Raw genomic sequence first — 18,496 nt, 5'->3', positions numbered from 1 at the left:
TGGGGTATTAGAGCATGCAACTGAATTCCACTGAAATCGCCGAGCTGATCAAGCAGCGCATTGCGCAGTTTGATGTAAAGAGCGAAGCGCGTAACGAAGGTACTATCGTCTCCGTGAGCGACGGTATCATTCGTATCCACGGCCTGGCCGATGCCATGCAGGGTGAGATGATCGAGCTGCCGGGTAACCGCTTCGCTCTGGCATTGAACCTGGAGCGTGACTCCGTTGGTGCCGTAGTAATGGGTCCCTACGCCGATCTGGCCGAAGGGATGAAAGTACAAGGTACTGGCCGCATCCTGGAAGTGCCGGTTGGTCGTGGTCTGTTGGGCCGGGTGGTCAACACCCTGGGTCAGCCTATCGACGGTAAAGGTCCGGTCGAGCACGATGGCTTCTCTCCGGTAGAAGTGATCGCCCCGGGCGTTATCGAGCGTAAGTCTGTTGACCAGCCTGTCCAGACCGGTCTGAAAGCGATCGACGCCATGATCCCCATCGGTCGTGGCCAGCGTGAGCTGATCATCGGTGACCGCCAGGTAGGTAAAACTGCCATTGCGATCGACACCATCATCAACCAGAAAGACTCCGGCATTAAGTGTGTCTACGTTGCGATCGGCCAGAAGGCCTCCACCATCGCCAACGTGGTGCGCAAGCTGGAAGAGCACGGCGCCCTGGCCAACACCATCGTGGTGGTGGCTTCTGCGTCCGAAGCGGCTGCCCTGCAATACCTGGCTCCGTACTCCGGTTGCTCCATGGGTGAATACTTCCGTGACCGCGGTGAAGATGCCCTGATCATTTACGATGACCTGTCCAAGCAGGCCGTTGCATATCGTCAGATCTCCCTGCTGCTGCGCCGTCCGCCAGGACGTGAAGCATTCCCGGGTGACGTTTTCTATCTGCACTCCCGTCTGCTCGAGCGTGCTGCTCGCGTCAACGAAGAGTACGTTGAGAAGTTCACCAAGGGTGAAGTGAAAGGCCAGACCGGTTCTCTGACCGCCCTGCCGATCATCGAAACCCAGGCCGGCGACGTTTCCGCGTTCGTACCGACCAACGTGATCTCCATCACCGATGGCCAGATCTTCCTGACCTCCCAGTCTTTCAACGCCGGTATTCGTCCTGCGGTTGACCCGGGTATCTCCGTGTCCCGTGTGGGTGGCGCTGCCCAGACCAAGATCGTCAAGAAGCTGTCCGGTGGTATCCGTACCGCGCTGGCCCAGTACCGCGAACTGGCCGCATTCGCCCAGTTCTCTTCCGACCTGGATGACGCGACTCGCAAGCAGCTGGACCACGGTCAGAAAGTGACCGAGCTGATGAAGCAGAAGCAGTACTCTCCGATGAGCGTGGCTCACCAGTCTCTGGTGCTGTTCGCTGCGGAAAAAGGCTATCTCTCCGATGTCGAACTGAACAAGATCCTCGACTTCGAAGCCGCTCTGCTCTCTTACGCCAATACCCAGCATGCCGAGCTGATGGCTGAAATCAATGCCAAGGCCGACTACAACGACGCGATCGTTGGCAAGCTGACTGCGTTGCTGGATAACTTCAAGGCAACCCAGACCTGGTAAGCGTGTGTGGCAGCGCAAGCTGCCACCTGATGGAGAGAAGAGATGGCCGGCGCAAAAGAGATACGTAACAAGATCGGGAGTGTGAAAAACACTCAGAAGATCACCAGCGCTATGGAAATGGTGGCAGCGAGCAAGATGCGCCGTGCGCAGGATCGCATGTCTGCCAGCCGTCCGTACGCTGAAACCATGCGCAAGGTGATCGGCCATATCGCTCAGGGGAACCTGGAATACAAGCACCCCTACCTCATCGAACGTGAGGTCAAGCGAGTGGGTTACATCGTCGTCTCCACCGACCGTGGCCTGTGTGGCGGTTTGAACATCAACCTGTTCAAGGCTGCCCTCAATGATATGAAGCAATGGAGCGCGAAAGGAGCCAAGGTTGACCTGGCCCTGATCGGCAACAAAGCCTCCAACTTCTTTGAACGGCACGGCGCCAAGGTGAAAGCTCACGTCGCAGGACTGGGCGATAACCCGAGCGTCAATGACCTGATTGGTTCAGTCAAGGTCATGCTGAAGGCTTACGACAACGGTGAGATTGACAGGCTGTATCTGGTGTACAACAAGTTCATCAACACCATGGTGCAGCAACCACGGGTCGATCAACTGCTGCCTTTGCCCGTAACTGAAGACAGCAAGCTGGTCAAGAAACACCACTGGGATTACCTCTATGAGCCGGATCCCAAGAAGCTGCTGGATACCCTGCTGGTTCGTTATGTCGAATCCCAGGTGTACCAGGGCGTAGTGGAAAACTTGGCCAGTGAACAGGCAGCCCGAATGGTTGCCATGCAAGCCGCGACTGACAACGCCGGCAACCTGATTAACGATCTGCAACTGGTATACAACAAGGCCCGTCAGGCCAGTATTACCCAGGAGCTCACAGAGATCGTTTCCGGTGCTGCTGCGGTGTAAGGCAAGGGTTATCAAAGGTTTAGAGGATTTGACATGAGTAACGGTTTCATCGTCCAAATCATCGGCGCTGTGGTGGACATCGAGTTCCCGCAGAATGCCGTGCCCCAGGTGTACGATGCTCTGAAGGTCGTCAGCGAAGGTCAAGGCCAGGGTCTGGTGCTGGAAGTTCAGCAGCAGATCGGTGGCGGCGTCGTTCGTTGCATCACCATGGGTTCCTCCGACGGTCTGCGTCGTGGGTTGGAAGTAATGAATAGCGGTAAATCCATCCAGGTTCCGGTCGGTACTGCGACCCTGGGTCGGATCATGAACGTACTGGGCGAGCCAATCGACGAGAAAGGCCCGATCGGTGAAGAAGAGAGCTGGTCCATCCACCGTGAGGCCCCCAGCTACGAAGATCAGTCCAACAGCACCGAGCTGCTGGAGACCGGCATCAAGGTTATCGACCTGGTATGTCCGTTCGCCAAGGGTGGTAAGGTCGGTCTGTTCGGTGGTGCCGGTGTAGGCAAAACCGTAAACATGATGGAGCTGATCCGTAACATCGCGATCGAGCACAGCGGTTACTCCGTGTTCGCCGGTGTGGGTGAGCGTACCCGTGAGGGTAACGACTTCTACCACGAGATGATGGAGTCCAACGTACTGGACAAAGTATCTCTGGTTTACGGTCAGATGAACGAGCCGCCCGGAAACCGTCTGCGCGTGGCGCTGACCGGCCTGACCATGGCCGAGAAGTTCCGTGACGAAGGTCGTGACGTGCTGTTCTTCGTGGACAACATCTACCGTTACACCCTGGCCGGTACCGAAGTATCCGCACTGCTGGGCCGTATGCCCTCCGCAGTAGGTTACCAGCCGACCCTGGCCGAGGAGATGGGTGTTCTGCAAGAGCGCATCACCTCCACCAAGACTGGTTCCATCACCTCCGTACAGGCCGTTTACGTGCCTGCGGATGACTTGACCGACCCGTCTCCGGCGACCACCTTCGCCCACCTGGATGCGACCGTCGTACTGTCCCGCCAGATCGCGGCTCTGGGTATCTACCCGGCCGTTGACCCGCTGGACTCCACCTCCCGTCAGCTGGATCCGCTGGTGGTTGGCAAGGAGCACTACGAGACCGCTCGTGGCGTTCAGACCGTACTGCAGCGCTACAAGGAGCTGAAGGACATCATCGCCATCCTGGGTATGGATGAACTGTCAGAAGAAGACAAACTGACCGTAGCCCGTGCCCGTAAGATCGAGCGTTTCCTGTCCCAGCCGTTCTTCGTGGCAGAAGTGTTTACCGGTTCTCCGGGCAAATACGTGCCGCTGAAAGAGACCATCCGTGGTTTCCAGGGCATCCTGAAAGGCGAGTATGACGATCTGCCCGAGCAGGCGTTCTACATGGTTGGCGGTATCGACGAAGTCGTCGAGAAATCCAAGAAACTGTAAGCCTCGACTGGAGGGCCCATGGCAGAGATGATCTCCTTTCACCTGGACGTGGTGAGCGCCGAAGGAAAATTGTTTTCCGGTCGCGTGCAATCCGCTCAGGTAACAGGCTCCGAAGGTGAGTTGGGTCTCCGCCACGGTCATGCTCCGTTGCTGACTGCCATCAAGCCGGGCCTGGTCCGCTTGGTGAAGCAGAACGGAACTGAAGAGGTGCTGTACATCTCCGGCGGCATGCTGGAAGTACAACCTGAATCCGTGACCGTGCTGGCGGACACCGCGATTCGCGCCGACGATTTGGATGAGGCGAAAGCCCAGGAAGCCAAACGCGCGGCCGAGGAGCGGATCCACAGCTCCCATGGTGATATCGACTACGCCCAGGCCGCTACCGAGCTGGCCAAGGCGATGGCCCAACTGCGGGTCATCGATATCGTCAAAAAGAATTACCGCTGATAACGGTGATGCAAAAAGCGACCTTCGGGTCGCTTTTTTTTTGCCCGTTGGATAGACTCCGCCGGGTATTTCCACACAAGTTCAAGGTTGAAGCCATGTCTCTCAACGTCGTGATCCTGGCGGCGGGTAAAGGTACCCGCATGCGTTCTTCCCTGCCCAAGGTGCTGCACCCGGTGGCCAACAAACCCATGGTTTCCCACGTGATCGATACCGCCCGTCAGGTCGGTGCCGAGCAGTTGCACCTGGTCTATGGCCACGGTGCCGAGCTGCTGAAGGAGCGGATCCAGGCCGCCGATGTGAACTGGGTGCTGCAGGCGCAGCAGCTGGGGACCGGCCATGCGGTGGCCCAGGCCATCCCGTTCTGGAACGACGAAGATGACGTACTGGTGCTGTATGGCGACACCCCGCTGATCCAGCCCGAGACTCTGCAACGGCTGCTGGCCGCCAAGGCGGCTGGTGGCATGGCGCTGCTGACCGTGGTGCTGGACAACCCTACCGGTTACGGACGCATCGTGCGCGACAACGGCCAGGTGGTCGGTATCGTCGAGCAGAAAGATGCCAATGCCGAGCAGCTTGCTATTCGTGAAGTGAACACCGGCGTGCTGGTGGCGAGCGGTGCCCAGCTGCGCGGCTGGCTGTCCCGTCTGGACAACAAGAATGCCCAGGGCGAGTTCTACCTGACCGATGTCATCGCCATGGCTCATGCCGATGGTTGTCCCATCGCCGCCGTTCATCCGGAGCGCGCTGCGGAGGTGGAAGGGGCCAACAACCGGGTTCAGCTGGCGGCGCTAGAGCGCAGCTATCAGCAGATGCAGGCCGAGAAGCTGATGATCGCCGGTGCCACCCTGATCGACCCCGCCCGTTTCGATCTGCGCGGTGAGCTGGAGATCGGGGAAGAGGTGGTGATCGACGTCAACGTCATCATCGAAGGCAAGGTGACGCTGGGTAACCATGTGCGCATCGGCGCGGGAGCCGTGCTGAAGGATTGCGTCATCGGCGATCATACCGAGGTGAAGCCTTACTCCGTCATCGAGGGCGCCCAGGTGGCTGATCAATGCTCGGTCGGTCCGTTTGCCCGCCTGCGCCCGGGCGCGGTGCTGGAGCAGGACGCCCACGTCGGCAACTTCGTCGAGATGAAGAAGGCGCGGCTGGGTGTTGGTTCCAAGTGTGGTCATTTGACCTATCTGGGGGATGCCGAGATCGGTGCCAAGGTGAATATCGGTGCCGGCACCATCACCTGCAACTACGACGGGGTGAACAAGTTCCAGACCATTATCGAGGATGATGTCTTCGTCGGTTCCGACACCCAGCTGGTGGCGCCGGTGCGCATCGGCAAGGGGGCCACCCTGGGGGCCGGCTCCACCATCACCAAGGATGTGGCGGAGAACGAGCTGGTGATCACCCGAGTACCCCAGCGTCACATCAAGAACTGGGCTCGCCCGGTCAAGAAGAAGTGATGCCCGATCAATAAAATGCAACCGGCGCCCTTGGGCGCCGGTTTTTTTGGCTTATGGCTGATGGCTGGTGTCACTCGTCGATGGGAGGGGGGCTGCCCAGACGGTGGTGGGGGAGTCATAGTCCATCACCTGATACCAGTCCAGCTTGCGGGTCAGTACCATGATCAGCGCCAGGATGGCGAACAACAACAGGGCGCCGAGCAGCAGGGCTATCTCTTCGGCCTGCAGCAGCCCGAACAGGATGGCGTAGACCAGCCCCAGCAGGGCCGCGAAGCCGATCCCCTGTCTGGGCCCACCCAGCACATGGCTGAGGTAAAAGCCATTGAGGGCTACGCTGGCGAGGCCGGCGATCAGATAGGCCAGGGCAAAACCCAGATGTTCGGTCAGCGCCAGCAGTACCAGATAGAAGATGACCAACCCCATGCCCACCAGGGCGTACTGGATCGGGTGTACCCGCAATCCCTTGAGCAGCTCGAACATGAAGAAGCTGATGAAGGTGAGACCGATAAACAGCAGGGCATATTTGGCCGCCCGTTCGTTCAGCTGATAGTGATCCACCGGTTGTACCAGGCTGACGCTGAAGGCGGGCAGCGGATCCCCTTCCCCCTTCATCATCCGGTTGAAACGGCTCTCCATATCGGTGGCAAACCAGCTGCTCTGCCAACTGGCGTCGAACCCCTTTTCGGTGAGGGTGCGACTGGCCGGCAGAAAGTCGCCGATGAAGTTGGGATGGGGCCAGTTGCCGTTCAGATTCAGCTTGCTGTCCTGGCCGAGGGGCACCACTTCCAGCGCATTCATCCCCTGCAAATCCAGTTCGATATGAAAGATACCCTCGTCATCAGCCAAGGCTGGCAGCGGTGCATGGATGCCGGCCAGCTTGTCCCCGAGCCTGGCGCCGGGGGCAAACGGGATCCGCTGTTTGCCCAGTTGCAGCGCAGGCACACTGCTGATGCCGCGGGCATCGGATAGCACCAGGCTCAGATAAGGGTTGCCAGCCACCAGGGTGGGATCCGTGTCATCGAGATCCTGTGGTTTGTCTTCCTTCCCGGTTGGCAGACGTCCGGAGAGGGAGAGCCGGGTTTGATAGACCTGGGCCTGATAGATGCCGAGCTTGCGCGGGGTGACCGCCATGCCGGCTTGCACGTTCAGCTGTTCGGGCAACCGATAACGGTAAAGCTGTTCGGTACGTTTGAAGCGCTTGCCATCCTGCTCCACCGTGACGGTGCGGGTATAAGGCTGCACCAGGACGGGGCCGAGCAGGCGTTGCGGGCCGCTGCTGCTGGCCATGATGCTGTGAATGGCCTGACTGCGGTAGGCCTGGCGCTCCCGGTTCAGCTCCATGATGGAGTGCACCGGTACCATCAGCAGCAGGCTGAGCAACAGCAGCAGGACGATCTTGTGGCTGAATATCTGTTTGACCATGACACCTCTCCTTGTTGAATGGGGCGAGTGTGCCGTGCACGGGTGAAGGGGAGATGGGGCTGTGTGAAGCTACTGTGAAGGAAGACAAAAAAACCGGTATCGGGCGCCGCTTTGCATGCGAAATGCAAAGCGGCGGGAGCGCGGTCAGGCGAGTGGCAACCAGAGCTCGGCGCTGGCGCCTCCCTGCTGACGATTGACCAGTGTCAGGCGGCCACCATGCTGGTGGGCCACCTCATGGGCGAAGCTGAGGCCAAGGCCGCTGCTCTTGCCCCTGTCGGGACGAGGCAGGGAGTAGAAACGCTCGAAGATCCTGGGCAGGGCATAGTCAGGAATGCCCGGCCCCTGGTCGCAAACCCGAAAGCAATAGCCTCCATCCAGGCGGGTACCGCTCAGGGTCACCACCCCCTCGGCGGGGGAAAAGTCGATGGCATTGTCCAAGAGGTTACCAATCGCCTGCTCCACCAGCAGGGGATCCCACTTCTGCCTGGGGGCGTTGGCCAGTTCGCCCACCAGCCTGACTTGGCGGCGCTGGGCGATGATCTGGCGGGCGTCGAGGGCGCGTTTGCCGAGGCTTGCCGGCTCCACCGGCTGGCGATCCAGCCCCTGCCCCGACTCCAGTCTGGCCAGTTGCAGCATGCGTTCGATCAACTGCTGCATACGAGCCGTCTCCTGGTTGATGTTGCCGATGAAACGGCTGGCCACCTCGGGAGGCGGCGTTTCGGCCAGGATCTCCCCAGCCCCGCGAATGGCGGCCAGCGGGCTCTTCAGCTCGTGGGTCAGGGCATGTACGTAACGTTCGATATAGCGTTTGCCATCAAGCTGGTGGCGCATGGTTTCCAGGGAATGACCGAGGCGATCCAGTTCGACCGTATGCAGCCGTGGCAAGGGCGCCACTTCACCCTTGCTGACAGAATCGGCGTAGTGCACCAGTTTGCCGATGGAGCGGTTGAGCCACCACACCAGCAGGCTGCCGATCAGCAAGGAGACAAGCAGCATCTGACCCCCGGCGCGCAACAATTCCTGCTCCCCCCGTTTGATGGCTGGCATCAGGGTGCGGTTGGGTTTGGCGACGGTGAGGGAGCCGATAATGTTATCCCCATCCCGCAGGGGGGCCGCGACATGCATGGTCGAGCTGGCGGGATCATCGGGATCGGTGCGGGTGCTGCGGGCGCCATATTCGCCACGCAGGGTCAGGTAGACGTCGTTCCAGCGGGAGTAGTCTTTGCCCAGATCCGTCCCGTCGGAGTCGTAAATCACTACGCCGTGCGCATCTGTCACATAGATGCGGTACTCGACCTGTTGCTTGAGATAACCGTCGATCAGGGCATTGATAGGAGTCTGGTTGAGTCGGGCGAAGGCGTTGGCCAGCCGCCCGGTCATCATATTGCCCTCCTGCAAATCGTCGAGCGCCAGTGGCGCCAGCAGCTGGGTCATGTCCACCAGGGTATCTTCGGTGGCGCTGCGTACGCCAGGTTTGATCTCCTCGACGAAGATCTCCATCACGAACCAGGCGGCCAGTGCGAAGATCAGCAGCAGTCCGCACAGCAGTTGCAGCCCCAGTCTCATATCCGCTCCCTGTCTTGCCGCCGTTGCACTCTTGTTCTCATGCCAGCTCCAGGCTGTAGCCCAGTCCGCGATGGGTCAGGATCAGGTTGGCATCCGGGTCCTGATCTCGCAGCTTGGCGCGGATGGTCTTGATGTGGGTATCGACGGTGCGATCCAGGCTCTCCTCCGCATCCTGCCACACCAGATCCATCAGCTGCTGGCGCGAGTAGACCCTGCCTGGTGACTGCATAAGCGTCTTGAGCAGCAGGTATTCGTAGCGGGTAAGTACCAGAGGCTGGCCGTGAAAGTGGATGCGGGCCCGCTCTTCATCGAGAGTCAGGGCTGCACTCTGCTTGGGGGCCGTCGGCTGGCTGCGGCGCAGAATGACTCGCACCCGGGCGCATACCTCCCGTGGCGAGAAGGGCTTGGCCACATAGTCATCGGCGCCGATCTCCAGCCCAATCAGCCTGTCTATCTCCTCGCTGCGGGCAGTCAGAAACATCAGGGGGACATCGCTGCGGGCCCGTACCTGCTTGCACAGCTCGAACCCGCTGATGTCGGGCAGTCCCACATCGAGGATCAGAAAATCGGGTTGTACCTGTGCCAGCCTGGTTAGCAACTGCTGGCCCAGCATGAACCACTCCACCTCGAACCCGTCGGTTTGTAGGGCATAGATCAGGGTATCGGCAATGCTGGCTTCATCTTCCACCAGCCAGATGAGTCGTTTTTGCATGGCATCCTCGTCGCAAGTCGGCACCCCATTCTGGCACCTAACCAAATTGGATCCTATTTGCTGTTTGATTTTTGCCAGAAAGGCACTAATATTTCGATATTCTTTCGAATCGAAACTTAAAGATGACTAAACGTAATACCCAGCAGCGTCGTCACACCATAGTGACGCTGGTTAACGAACAGGGTGAGGTCAGTGTCGATGCCCTCGCCAAACACTTTTCCACCTCTGAAGTGACCATTCGCAAGGATCTGGCGGTGCTGGAAACCGGCGGCCTGTTGCTGCGCCGCTATGGGGGGGCCGTGCCCCTGCCGAGCGAGATGGTGGTGGAGTCCAATCCGGATCAAGTTTCGAACCGAAAGATGTCAATCGCCCGTGCCGCCGCGGAGCGGATCCGCGATCACAACCGCGTCATCATCGACAGCGGCAGCACCACCAGCGCCATGATCCCGCTGCTCGGCAACAAGCGCGGCCTCATCGTGATGACCAACTCTCTCAATGTGGCCGGCGCCCTGCGCGAGCTGGAAAATGAGCCTACCCTGTTAATGACTGGAGGCACTTGGGACCCTCATTCCGAGTCCTTCCAGGGGCAGGTGGCGGAGCAGGTGCTGCGATCCTACGACTTCGACCAGCTGTTTATCGGCGCCGATGGCATAGACCCGGAACGCGGCACTACCACCTTCAACGAGCTGGTGGGGCTGTCGCGAGTGATGGCCGAGGTATCGCGGGAGGTGATCGTCATGGTCGAGTCCGAGAAGATTGGCCGCAAGATCCCCAATCTCGAGCTGCCCTGGTCAAGCATCCAGACCCTGGTCACCGATGACGGGCTGGCTGCCGAGGCCCGTGAACTGATTCAAGCCAAAGGGGTGACACTGATCTGTGCCCCTGTTGCAGGCTGATATTGAAGTCTGAATTATCCAAACGAACTTTCGTTTTTACGTCTCAAGGAGAAGTCTATGTGTGGCATCGTCGGGGCTGTTGCCCAGCGTGATGTGGCTGAAATCCTGGTCGAGGGGCTGCGCCGTCTCGAGTACCGCGGCTACGACTCGGCCGGTGTGGCCGTGTTCAGCGCCCAGCACCCCCTGCAGCGGGTGCGCCGCCTCGGCAAGGTGGCCGAGCTGGCCAAGGCCCTGGAAGAGCAGTCCGTGCACGGCGGCACCGGTATCGCCCACACCCGCTGGGCCACTCACGGCGAGCCCTCCGAGCGCAATGCCCACCCTCACGTCTCCGAGCATATTGTGGTGGTGCACAACGGCATCATCGAGAACCACGAGCCCCTACGCGATCGCCTGAAGGAGCTAGGCTACGTATTCACCTCCGACACTGACACCGAGGTGATCGCCCACCTGGTGCACCACGAGCTGAAAGAGGCGCCGAACCTGATCACCGCCATGCAAAAGGCGGTCAAGCAGCTGCGTGGCGCCTACGGTACCGTGGTGATGGATACCCGTGACGACAGCCGTCTGGTGGTGGCCCGCTCCGGCTCCCCTCTGGTGATCGGCCGCGGCATCGGCGAGAACTTCATCGCCTCCGACCAGCTGGCCCTGCTGCCGGTAACTCGCCGCTTCATCTTCCTGGAAGAGGGTGATGTTGCCGAGGTGACCCGCCGCGACGTGCAGGTGTTCGATATCGACGGCAAGCCGGTAGTACGCGAGGAGAAAGAGTCCGACATCTCCCACGATGCCGGTGACAAGGGCGAGTACCGTCACTACATGCTCAAGGAGATCCACGAGCAGCCGGCCGCCATCAACCAGACCCTGGACGGGCGCCTGGGCATCGATCACGTGGTGGTCGAGTCCTTCGGCAACGGCGCGCGCGCCATCTTCGACAAGGTCGATCACATCCAGATCGTCGCCTGCGGCACCTCCTACCACTCCGGCATGGTGGCCCGCTACTGGTTCGAGTCCATCGCCGGTGTCTCCTGTGACGTGGAGATCGCCTCCGAGTTCCGCTATCGCAAGTCGGTGGTGCGTCCCAACAGCCTGCTCATCACCCTCTCCCAGAGCGGTGAGACCGCCGACACCCTGGCTGCCCTGCGTCTGGCCAAGGCTTCCGGCTACATGAGCTCGCTGGCCATCTGCAACGTGCCGGGGTCCTCCCTGGTGCGCGAGTCGGATCTGGCCTTCATGACCCGTGCCGGCGCCGAGATCGGCGTGGCCTCCACCAAGGCCTTCACCACCCAGCTGGCCGGCCTGCTGATGCTGGTGGCCGCCATCGGCCGCTGCCGCGGCAACCTGGACGCCGCCGCCGAGGCCGCCCTGGTCAAGTCCCTGCAGGCGCTGCCCCAGCGCATCAAGGAGAGCCTGTCGCTCGCCAAGCAGATCGAGACCCTGGCCGAAGAGTTCGCCGACAAGCACCACAGCCTGTTCCTGGGCCGTGGCGATCAGTACCCCATCGCCATGGAAGGGGCACTCAAGCTCAAGGAGATCTCCTACATCCACGCCGAGGCCTATGCCGCCGGTGAGCTCAAGCATGGCCCGCTGGCCCTGATCGATGCCGAGATGCCCATCATAGTGGTGGCGCCGAACAACGACCTGCTGGAGAAGCTCAAGTCCAACGTGGAAGAGGTGCGTGCCCGCGGCGGTATCCTCTACGTTTTCGCCGACGCCGAGACCGGCTTCAAGAGCGACGAGACCATGCGGGTGATGAACCTCAACCATATGGAAGAGGTGATCGCGCCCATCGTCTATACCGTGCCGCTGCAGCTGCTCTCCTACTACGTGGCCCTGATCAAGGGCACCGACGTGGATCAGCCGCGTAACCTGGCCAAGTCCGTGACCGTGGAATAAGCCATTGCCACAAATGAAAAAAGAGCCGCAATGCGGCTCTTTTTTATTGGCTGTGTTGCCAGGTTGGCGTCATGACAGCCGCAGGTTGGTGATGGTCACCTCATCCAGTGAGGGCACTATGATGCCGCTGGTGATCCCCTTGGCGATGGCCTGACTGCGGTTCTTCGAGTCGGTCTTGTTGGTGACCTGGGTGAGGTGGAAGTTGACCGTCCGCTCGCTGATACCAAGGATGGTGGCGATCTCCCAGGAGGTCTTGCCCTCGCTGGCCCAGAACAGGCACTCCTTCTCCCGATCGGAGAGTTCGGTCAGGTATCTCATCAGGTCCGGCCGGCTTTTGATCAACAGCAGTGCCGAATTGAAGATGTAACTGGCACAGAAAGAGAGCAGGGGAACGTTTTCAAACATCAGGTCGGAATTGGATTTGTCCTTGGTGATGAATGAGAGGATGCCATGTTCCCCCTGCGGGGTGTGCAGCGGGAAGGAGACACCGTTGCGCACCCCGAAGTCCGCCGCCAGGTTCATCACATCTCGGCTGGCACTGGGTAACCAGGGAGAGTCGCAATCTAGCTTGTTCCAGAAGATCGGCTGGGTCTGCTTCAACCCCAGATAGACGACCGGATCCTGGGTCAGATACTGATTCTCGCTGTAGGCATCGAACCAGCTGGTCGGGCAGTTGTTGAAAAGTGCCACGTGGGATTTTTGCATGCTGATGGGGAAAATAATCAGCAGCCGGAAGTAATCAAAGCCCATCTGATGACTAAAACGCTCCAGCAGTTGCTGGATGTCGCTGGTTTTGGTGGCCTTGGTGAACTGGTCTATATGTTCCCAGATCGCATCGTTGAGCATGACTTTCTCCTCTCTCGACCAGCTATCCGTCTGACCGAAAAGATTTTTCTAGTTATTTATAATTTTTGAGATGGCATCCAATGCCATTATTCCGTGCGTGTTTAAAAATTATCCTGTTTTTTGCCGTCGAAGGCCAAGGAAATCCTCTGATTGATACTGTCCCCACTCTCTGAGACAATGAGAATAGTTATCATTGTTAAGAATTATATCATGCACAAGTATTGGGGTTTGGCCCTGTTGCCATTAACAGTTCACTTCGCTGCCAGTGCCGATGATCTGGTTGCGCCCTCCCTGAAAAACAGCATCGCTGCCGGAAAAGCCTCCCAGCAGCGGGTGGAAAAAGCCGCCGATGCGGCCGTCGCCGCCCGACTGGAGCTGCAAAATGCCCAGCTGCAACTGCGGGATCTGGAAGCCTACAACCGCTACATGCAGTCTTTGGTGGCCGATCAGCAAAATGAGCTGGACAAGCTCACCCGCCAGCTGGATGCGGTACAAGAGACCCGTCAGGGCCTGATCCCCCTGATGCTGCAGATGCAGGCCGATCTGGAACAACTGGTGCAAGAGGACATTCCGCTGCGCAAGGAAGAGCGTGTGGCGCGAGTCGAACAGTTGAAAGCCACCATGGCCAGAGCCGATGTGAGCGAGGCCGAGAAGTTTCGCCAACTGCTGCAGGCCTACCAGATCGAAGCCGAATATGGCAGCCGGATGGACAGTTACTCCACCGAAATCGCCCTGGACGGCGCCTCGCGCCGGGTCGATGTTCTGGCGGTAGGCCGCGTGGCCCTGCTGGCCATGACTGCGGATCGCAGCCAGGCCTGGCGCTGGTCTGTCGAGAACAAACAGTGGCAAGCCCTCGATGGTCAGTGGCTTTCCCCCATTGCCGATGCCCTGGATATCGCGGCCGACAAGAAGGTACCGCAATTGTTGAATGTCCCCCTGTCTGTCAGCCGTAGTCAGGAGGCCCAATCATGAGAGTCGCCATGAAGTGGTTTCCCCTTATTATCGCCCTCTCCCTCGGGACCAATACCGCCATTGCCAATGATGAGTGGCAACAGCAGGAACAGGCGCGCGAGCAGCAGGCACAACAGGATCTGGCGGCAGTTTCCGGCGAATTGAATCGCGCCCGTGCCAGACTGGCGGAAGCCCAGAACCTCAGCAAGCAGCTGGCCAGCCAGTTTGCCAGCAATGAAAAACAGCTGGTCGAACTCAACGGCCAGTGGGAGCAAGCCTCCGGTGACATGAACGAGATCTTCGCGGTTGTTCGTCAGGGGGCTGGTGAGGCGGTTAAGCTGCTCTCCGAATCGGCAGTGCAGGGACAATATCCGGATCGCCTCTCTCCGCTGAAAGCCATGGCACAAGACAAGGATGTGCCGGATCGCGCCGCCCTCGCCTTGCTGCCAGCGACCTTGCTACAGGAGATCCGTGAATCGGGTCGGGTAGCCCAGTTCAACGGCAAGGTGCTCGACGCTCAGGGGAATGCCAGCGAGCAGTCGCTGAGCCGGCTAGGCAGCTTTGCCCTGTTTGGCGATACGGGCTTCCTGCAACCGACCGCAGAGGGACTGAGCCCGGTGCTGGGTCTGCCCGGCAGCGTACACTCCGAGCTGGCGTCTTATCAGGGCCAGGAGGGAGAAGCGCTGCCGCTGGATCCTTCCCACGGCACCTTGCTCGAAATGCTGGCCCAGACTCCTACCTTCTGGCAGAAGGTTCTGCAGGGGGGACAGGTTGGCGCCATTATCGTGCTGCTGGCCCTCATCGGCCTTGGCATCGCTGCGGTACGGTTGTGGGCTCTGACCCGCGAGCTGACCCTGGTGCGTCGCCAGCTCAAGCAGGGTGAATACCACGCCGACAATGCCCTCGGCCGGGTACTGACAGTGGCGGATCAGCATCCCGAACTGAGCATGGAAACGCTGGAGCTGCGTCTCGATGAGGCGATCCTGCAGGAGACACCCCGTCTCGAGCGCGGCATCGGCATGGTCAAGGTGATTGCGGCCATCGCCCCCATGTTGGGTCTGCTCGGTACCGTGACTGGGATGATCGGTACCTTCCAGGCCATCACACAGTTTGGTACCGGTGATCCCAAGATCATGGCCGGTGGCATCTCCATGGCCCTGGTCACCACGGTGCAGGGGCTGGTGGCGGCCATTCCGCTGATCCTGGCCCACAGTTTGCTGCAATCCCGTTTCAGCGAACTATCCAATGTGCTGGAGCAGCAGGTGGCCGGCATTCTGGCAGAACGTGCCGAGAGCAACCTGCAAGGGATGGAGCGGGCGGCATGATGTTCGACATCTGGCAGCAGCTGCAGAGTTTCATGGGCCGAGGTGGTCCCGTGCTCTGGGTCATTCTGGCCCTGCTGGTGCTGATGTGGATTCTGATGATCGAGCGGCTGCTCTACCTCAGTCTGGGTTTTGTCCCACTGCAGCACCAGCTGTTCACTCGCTGGCAGGCACGCAGCGAGCGCCATAGCTGGCATGCCAGGGCCATTCGCGGCCGCTGGCTGGCCCAGGCGGAGCTTGCACTCAACCGACATCTGATCTTCATCCGCACCCTGGTGGTGCTTTGCCCCATGCTGGGTCTGCTCGGCACAGTGACCGGCATGATAGGCGTATTCGATGCGTTGGCAGCGGCCAACCGTTTTAACCCCGAGAGCATGGCGGGCGGGATCTCCCGCGCCACCATTCCCACCATGGCCGGCATGGTGGTGGCCCTCTCCGGCGTGTTGTTACTCAGTCGGCTCGAGAGCCAGGCCAAGCGAGCGCTGGCCAAGACCCGGGACGGCCTGCGAGAAGAGAAAAAACAATGAGACGGCAATCCAAACGCCAGCGTGATGAAGTACAGATCGACATGACCCCCATGCTGGATATCGTGTTCATCATGCTGATCTTCTTTATTGTCACCACCTCCTTCGTGCGCGAAGCCGGGCTGGAGGTGCACAGACCCCAGGCCAGCCAGGCCAAGGCGCAGAAATCCTCCAGCATCATGCTGGCGATCGGCGCCCAGGGGCAGATCTTCCTCGACCGTAAGCAGATCGACGTGGAGCGGGTGCAGGTCAGCGTCGCCCGACTGCTGGCGGAGCAGCCAGATGCCAGCCTGGTGATCCAGGCTGACGAACGGGTGCCCCATGGCAAGGTGGTGCGGGTGATGGATGAGGCCAAGGCGGCGGGCATCGCCAACATCGCCGTAGCGGTGGCGCCGAAATGAAATACAAGCTGATGAGCCTGGGCCTGGGGGTTGCCCTCAGTCTGGCGATCCTGCTGTTTATGGCCACTCTGGTGGAGCCCCCCAAGGGGGAGAAGATGGCGCGCGAACAAAAGCCCATCGTCATCAACATGCAAAATGAGGTGACCGAGGTGCAGGTGCGAGAGCGCCCCGTTCCCCAGGAACCAGAACCCTTGCCGGAGCCCCCTGCTGCCCTGGCATCCACCCCATTGCCTCTTCCTGCAGCAGCCCCCCTGCCTGCGGTGCAACCCAGCCTGGATCTGGTCTCCAGCCTCAGTGCGGTACAGGTCTCAGCCCCTGGCGTGGCGACCAGCCCCACACCGGTCGCGAGCGGCAACTTCCATGGCCAGCAACAGGGCGCCGGGATCGGTGCCGGTGACATGCTGATGCCGCTGCAACGAGTCGAACCTGTTTATCCCTACCGTGCCCAGCAGGCGGGGATCGAAGGCTCCGTCACCTTGCGCTTCAGCGTCGATGCTAAGGGACGGGTGCAGGATGTGGAAGTGGTCGAGGCCAAGCCCAAGCGGCAGTTCGAACGGGCGGCCATTCAGGCGATCAACAAGTGGCGCTATCAGCCAAGGCCCGGCGCCAGCGACAAGCTGGTGCAAGTCATCACGCTCAAATTCAAACTGGAGTCATAACCATGTTGCGGATCTGGATCTGTCTGCTGGCCCTGGTCAGCCAAGCTTGTCTGGCGATGGAGGTGAGCCCGCACTTCTCTCGCCAGCTTGAACCCGTGATGAAGCTTTATCAATCCGGCCAGTGGCAACAGGCCCAGGGCAAGGCGGCCGGACTCAAGCCTGGCACAGATGTAGAACGTGCCTGGCTGGCCCAGCTGCAGGCATCGCTCGCCGCAAACCTGCAGCAGACCGCGCAGGCGAGCCGCTATGTGGAACAGGCGCTGACCTATAAAGAGTGGCCGGAGCAGCAACAGCTCGAGCTGCTGCGACTGCGCGGTGATATCCAGGCCCAGCAATCCAACTGGTCCGGTGCCATCGCCAGCTACAAGGCGGCGCTGGCCATCAAGGCCGACGATGCTCTTCGCCTGCGTCTGGCCGGCCTCTACTACCACAACAAGCAATACGGCGAGGCGGCCAGCCAGAGCGAACAACTGCTTAGAAAGAGTTGGCAGAAGCAGGCAGCCATCATTCGTCTCTCTGCTCTCACCGCGCTGCAGCGTTACGGGGTTGCTGCCGATCAGGCCGCAGAGCTGATCCGCCATGAACCACAAGAGAGCAAGTGGTGGCAACAGGCGGTGTCTCTCAACCTCTCCGCCAAGCGCGGCGATCAGGCGCTGGCCTTGTTGCAAACAGCTATCGATAAAAAACTGATGGATGATGCCGCTGCCCGCAACCAGTTGATCCGTCTCTATGCCTGGCAAGGATTGCCTTATCGTGGAGCCTGGCTGCTGGAGGCAGCCATGGCGAAGGGGCAGATGAAGCAAAGCGCCGAAAACCAGCAACTGCTGGCTCAGCTGTGGGAAGGCGCTCGTGAGTGGCCAAAGGCTGTCGATAGCTGGCAGCTGCTGGCCAAACAGCACGCCAGGCCCAAAGCTGCCATGCGTGCCGCCGAGCTGTTGCTGCAACAGGGCAAGCTGGATGCCGCCATGGCCCAGCTGGTGGCGATGAAGTCGGTAAAGGGGGAGCAGGGCAATCGTGCCAAGGCGCTGCTGGTGCAGGTACACCTCAATAAGGAGCAGTATGCCCAGGCGCTGGAACTGGCTCGTGAACTGCAACAACAAGGCAACTGGCAACAGCGGGCTACCAGCTGGGTCAACTATATCCAGGCACAAAGCGAAGAGTTGAGCAAAAAAGCTGCATAAATCGAGCGTGAACAGAGGGTTTTAGGGCTTTCAGTTCGCTTTTTCAGCAAACGAACGCTTTTTTGCAAAAAGCCCTTGTCATCGTGGCTTGGCTCCCTATAATACGCCCTCACCAGCACGGCGGTTCACGCCAACCTGATGAGCCAGCTTCACTAAGAAGCCGGCGCCGAAAGAAAAGCGAAAACAATCGCTTGACTTTCGAAGTGAGAAGCGTAATATGCGCCTCCTCAACGCGACAAGCGTAGCGCTCTTTAACAATTTGAATCAAGCAATCTGTGTGGGCACTCACAGCATCGAGCATCAAAAACAATTTTTGATTTTCAATGTCTGATGAA

18 protein-coding genes are annotated in these 18,496 nt (G+C 59.9%); 13 read left to right on the top strand and 5 right to left on the bottom strand.

The annotated features are described in order from the left end of the window. Positions 1–14: 14 nt before the first annotated feature. The 5 genes from atpA to glmU all read left to right on the top strand — a co-directional run bounded on the left by atpA (position 15) and on the right by glmU (position 5,791). The gene (atpA, locus tag ACB034_RS19240; protein ID WP_026455858.1) at positions 15–1,556 is read left to right on the top strand and encodes a F0F1 ATP synthase subunit alpha; all 1,542 of its coding nucleotides are present in this window, start codon (positions 15–17) and stop codon (positions 1,554–1,556) included. Between the two features lie 42 nt (positions 1,557–1,598). Continuing rightward, on the top strand, positions 1,599–2,465 hold the full coding sequence (gene atpG / locus ACB034_RS19235; protein WP_026455857.1) for a F0F1 ATP synthase subunit gamma: 867 nt from the start codon (positions 1,599–1,601) through the stop codon (positions 2,463–2,465). Between the two features lie 33 nt (positions 2,466–2,498). After that, positions 2,499–3,887, top strand: a complete 1,389-nt coding sequence (gene atpD / locus ACB034_RS19230) for a F0F1 ATP synthase subunit beta (RefSeq protein WP_026455856.1) — start codon at positions 2,499–2,501, stop codon at positions 3,885–3,887. Between the two features lie 18 nt (positions 3,888–3,905). After that, positions 3,906–4,334, top strand: coding sequence for a F0F1 ATP synthase subunit epsilon (locus ACB034_RS19225; protein WP_026455855.1), 429 nt, complete (start codon positions 3,906–3,908; stop codon positions 4,332–4,334). Positions 4,335–4,429: 95 nt separating this feature from the next. Next, the gene (glmU, locus tag ACB034_RS19220; RefSeq protein ID WP_224210695.1) at positions 4,430–5,791 is read left to right on the top strand and encodes a bifunctional UDP-N-acetylglucosamine diphosphorylase/glucosamine-1-phosphate N-acetyltransferase GlmU; all 1,362 of its coding nucleotides are present in this window, start codon (positions 4,430–4,432) and stop codon (positions 5,789–5,791) included. Positions 5,792–5,842: 51 nt separating this feature from the next. Here the strand turns inward: glmU and creD are convergent, their stop codons facing one another. The 3 genes from creD to blrA form a co-directional block, all read right to left on the bottom strand. Then, the gene (gene creD, locus ACB034_RS19215) at positions 5,843–7,213 is read right to left on the bottom strand and encodes a cell envelope integrity protein CreD (RefSeq protein ID WP_371173512.1); all 1,371 of its coding nucleotides are present in this window, start codon (positions 7,211–7,213) and stop codon (positions 5,843–5,845) included. A 144-nt stretch (positions 7,214–7,357) separates the two neighbouring features. Continuing rightward, positions 7,358–8,779, bottom strand: a complete 1,422-nt coding sequence (gene blrB, locus ACB034_RS19210) for a beta-lactam sensor histidine kinase BlrB (protein ID WP_371173511.1) — start codon at positions 8,777–8,779, stop codon at positions 7,358–7,360. A gap of 37 nt (positions 8,780–8,816) precedes the next feature. Then, positions 8,817–9,491 carry a beta-lactam response regulator transcription factor BlrA gene (gene blrA, locus ACB034_RS19205; RefSeq protein ID WP_042073505.1) on the bottom strand — a complete coding sequence of 225 codons (675 nt, stop codon included), beginning with the start codon at positions 9,489–9,491 and terminating at the stop codon, positions 8,817–8,819. Between the two features lie 122 nt (positions 9,492–9,613). Between blrA and ACB034_RS19200 the strand changes: the two genes are divergently transcribed. Together ACB034_RS19200 and glmS are read left to right on the top strand one after the other, a co-directional pair. After that, complete coding sequence (locus ACB034_RS19200; RefSeq protein WP_371173510.1) at positions 9,614–10,387, top strand: DeoR/GlpR family DNA-binding transcription regulator; 774 nt, start codon at positions 9,614–9,616, stop codon at positions 10,385–10,387. Positions 10,388–10,444: 57 nt separating this feature from the next. Next, entirely contained in the window at positions 10,445–12,277 is a 1,833-nt protein-coding gene (gene glmS / locus ACB034_RS19195; protein WP_042073507.1) for a glutamine--fructose-6-phosphate transaminase (isomerizing), read from the top strand. A gap of 69 nt (positions 12,278–12,346) precedes the next feature. On the opposite strand, the gene ACB034_RS19190 is transcribed toward glmS, so the two are convergent. Beyond that, positions 12,347–13,123, bottom strand: coding sequence for a LuxR family transcriptional regulator (locus ACB034_RS19190; protein WP_201983029.1), 777 nt, complete (start codon positions 13,121–13,123; stop codon positions 12,347–12,349). Positions 13,124–13,333: 210 nt separating this feature from the next. On the opposite strand from ACB034_RS19190, the gene ACB034_RS19185 reads away from it, so the two are divergent. From ACB034_RS19185 to ACB034_RS19160, 6 genes are read left to right on the top strand one after another with little or no spacing between them, the layout of a single operon-like run. Beyond that, positions 13,334–14,095 carry a DUF3450 domain-containing protein gene (locus ACB034_RS19185; protein WP_216993348.1) on the top strand — a complete coding sequence of 254 codons (762 nt, stop codon included), beginning with the start codon at positions 13,334–13,336 and terminating at the stop codon, positions 14,093–14,095. Next, on the top strand, positions 14,092–15,399 hold the full coding sequence (locus ACB034_RS19180; RefSeq protein ID WP_371173509.1) for a MotA/TolQ/ExbB proton channel family protein: 1,308 nt from the start codon (positions 14,092–14,094) through the stop codon (positions 15,397–15,399). The genes ACB034_RS19185 and ACB034_RS19180 overlap by 4 nt, the downstream gene beginning before the upstream one ends. Next, a complete protein-coding gene (locus tag ACB034_RS19175; RefSeq protein ID WP_371173508.1) occupies positions 15,396–15,923 on the top strand; it encodes a MotA/TolQ/ExbB proton channel family protein in 528 nt (175 codons plus the stop codon). Before ACB034_RS19180 ends, ACB034_RS19175 begins: the two co-directional genes overlap by 4 nt. Next, complete coding sequence (locus ACB034_RS19170; RefSeq protein WP_216993346.1) at positions 15,920–16,321, top strand: biopolymer transporter ExbD; 402 nt, start codon at positions 15,920–15,922, stop codon at positions 16,319–16,321. Before ACB034_RS19175 ends, ACB034_RS19170 begins: the two co-directional genes overlap by 4 nt. After that, positions 16,318–16,980: an energy transducer TonB gene (locus tag ACB034_RS19165; protein WP_225633718.1), complete on the top strand. Its 663-nt coding sequence runs from the start codon at positions 16,318–16,320 to the stop codon at positions 16,978–16,980. The genes ACB034_RS19170 and ACB034_RS19165 overlap by 4 nt, the downstream gene beginning before the upstream one ends. A 2-nt stretch (positions 16,981–16,982) precedes the next feature. Beyond that, on the top strand, positions 16,983–18,161 hold the full coding sequence (locus tag ACB034_RS19160) for a hypothetical protein (RefSeq protein WP_371173507.1): 1,179 nt from the start codon (positions 16,983–16,985) through the stop codon (positions 18,159–18,161). A 109-nt stretch (positions 18,162–18,270) separates the two neighbouring features. Here the strand turns inward: ACB034_RS19160 and ACB034_RS19155 are convergent. Then, positions 18,271–18,496, bottom strand: a 226-nt coding sequence (locus ACB034_RS19155; RefSeq protein WP_371173506.1) for a hypothetical protein, incomplete at its 5' end; no start/stop codon positions are given.

The sequence above is a fragment of the Aeromonas sp. S18(2024) genome, from assembly GCF_041402525.1.
Lineage (GTDB): Bacteria > Pseudomonadota > Gammaproteobacteria > Enterobacterales > Aeromonadaceae > Aeromonas > Aeromonas enteropelogenes.
This window is presented reverse-complemented; position numbering and strand designations above follow the sequence as displayed.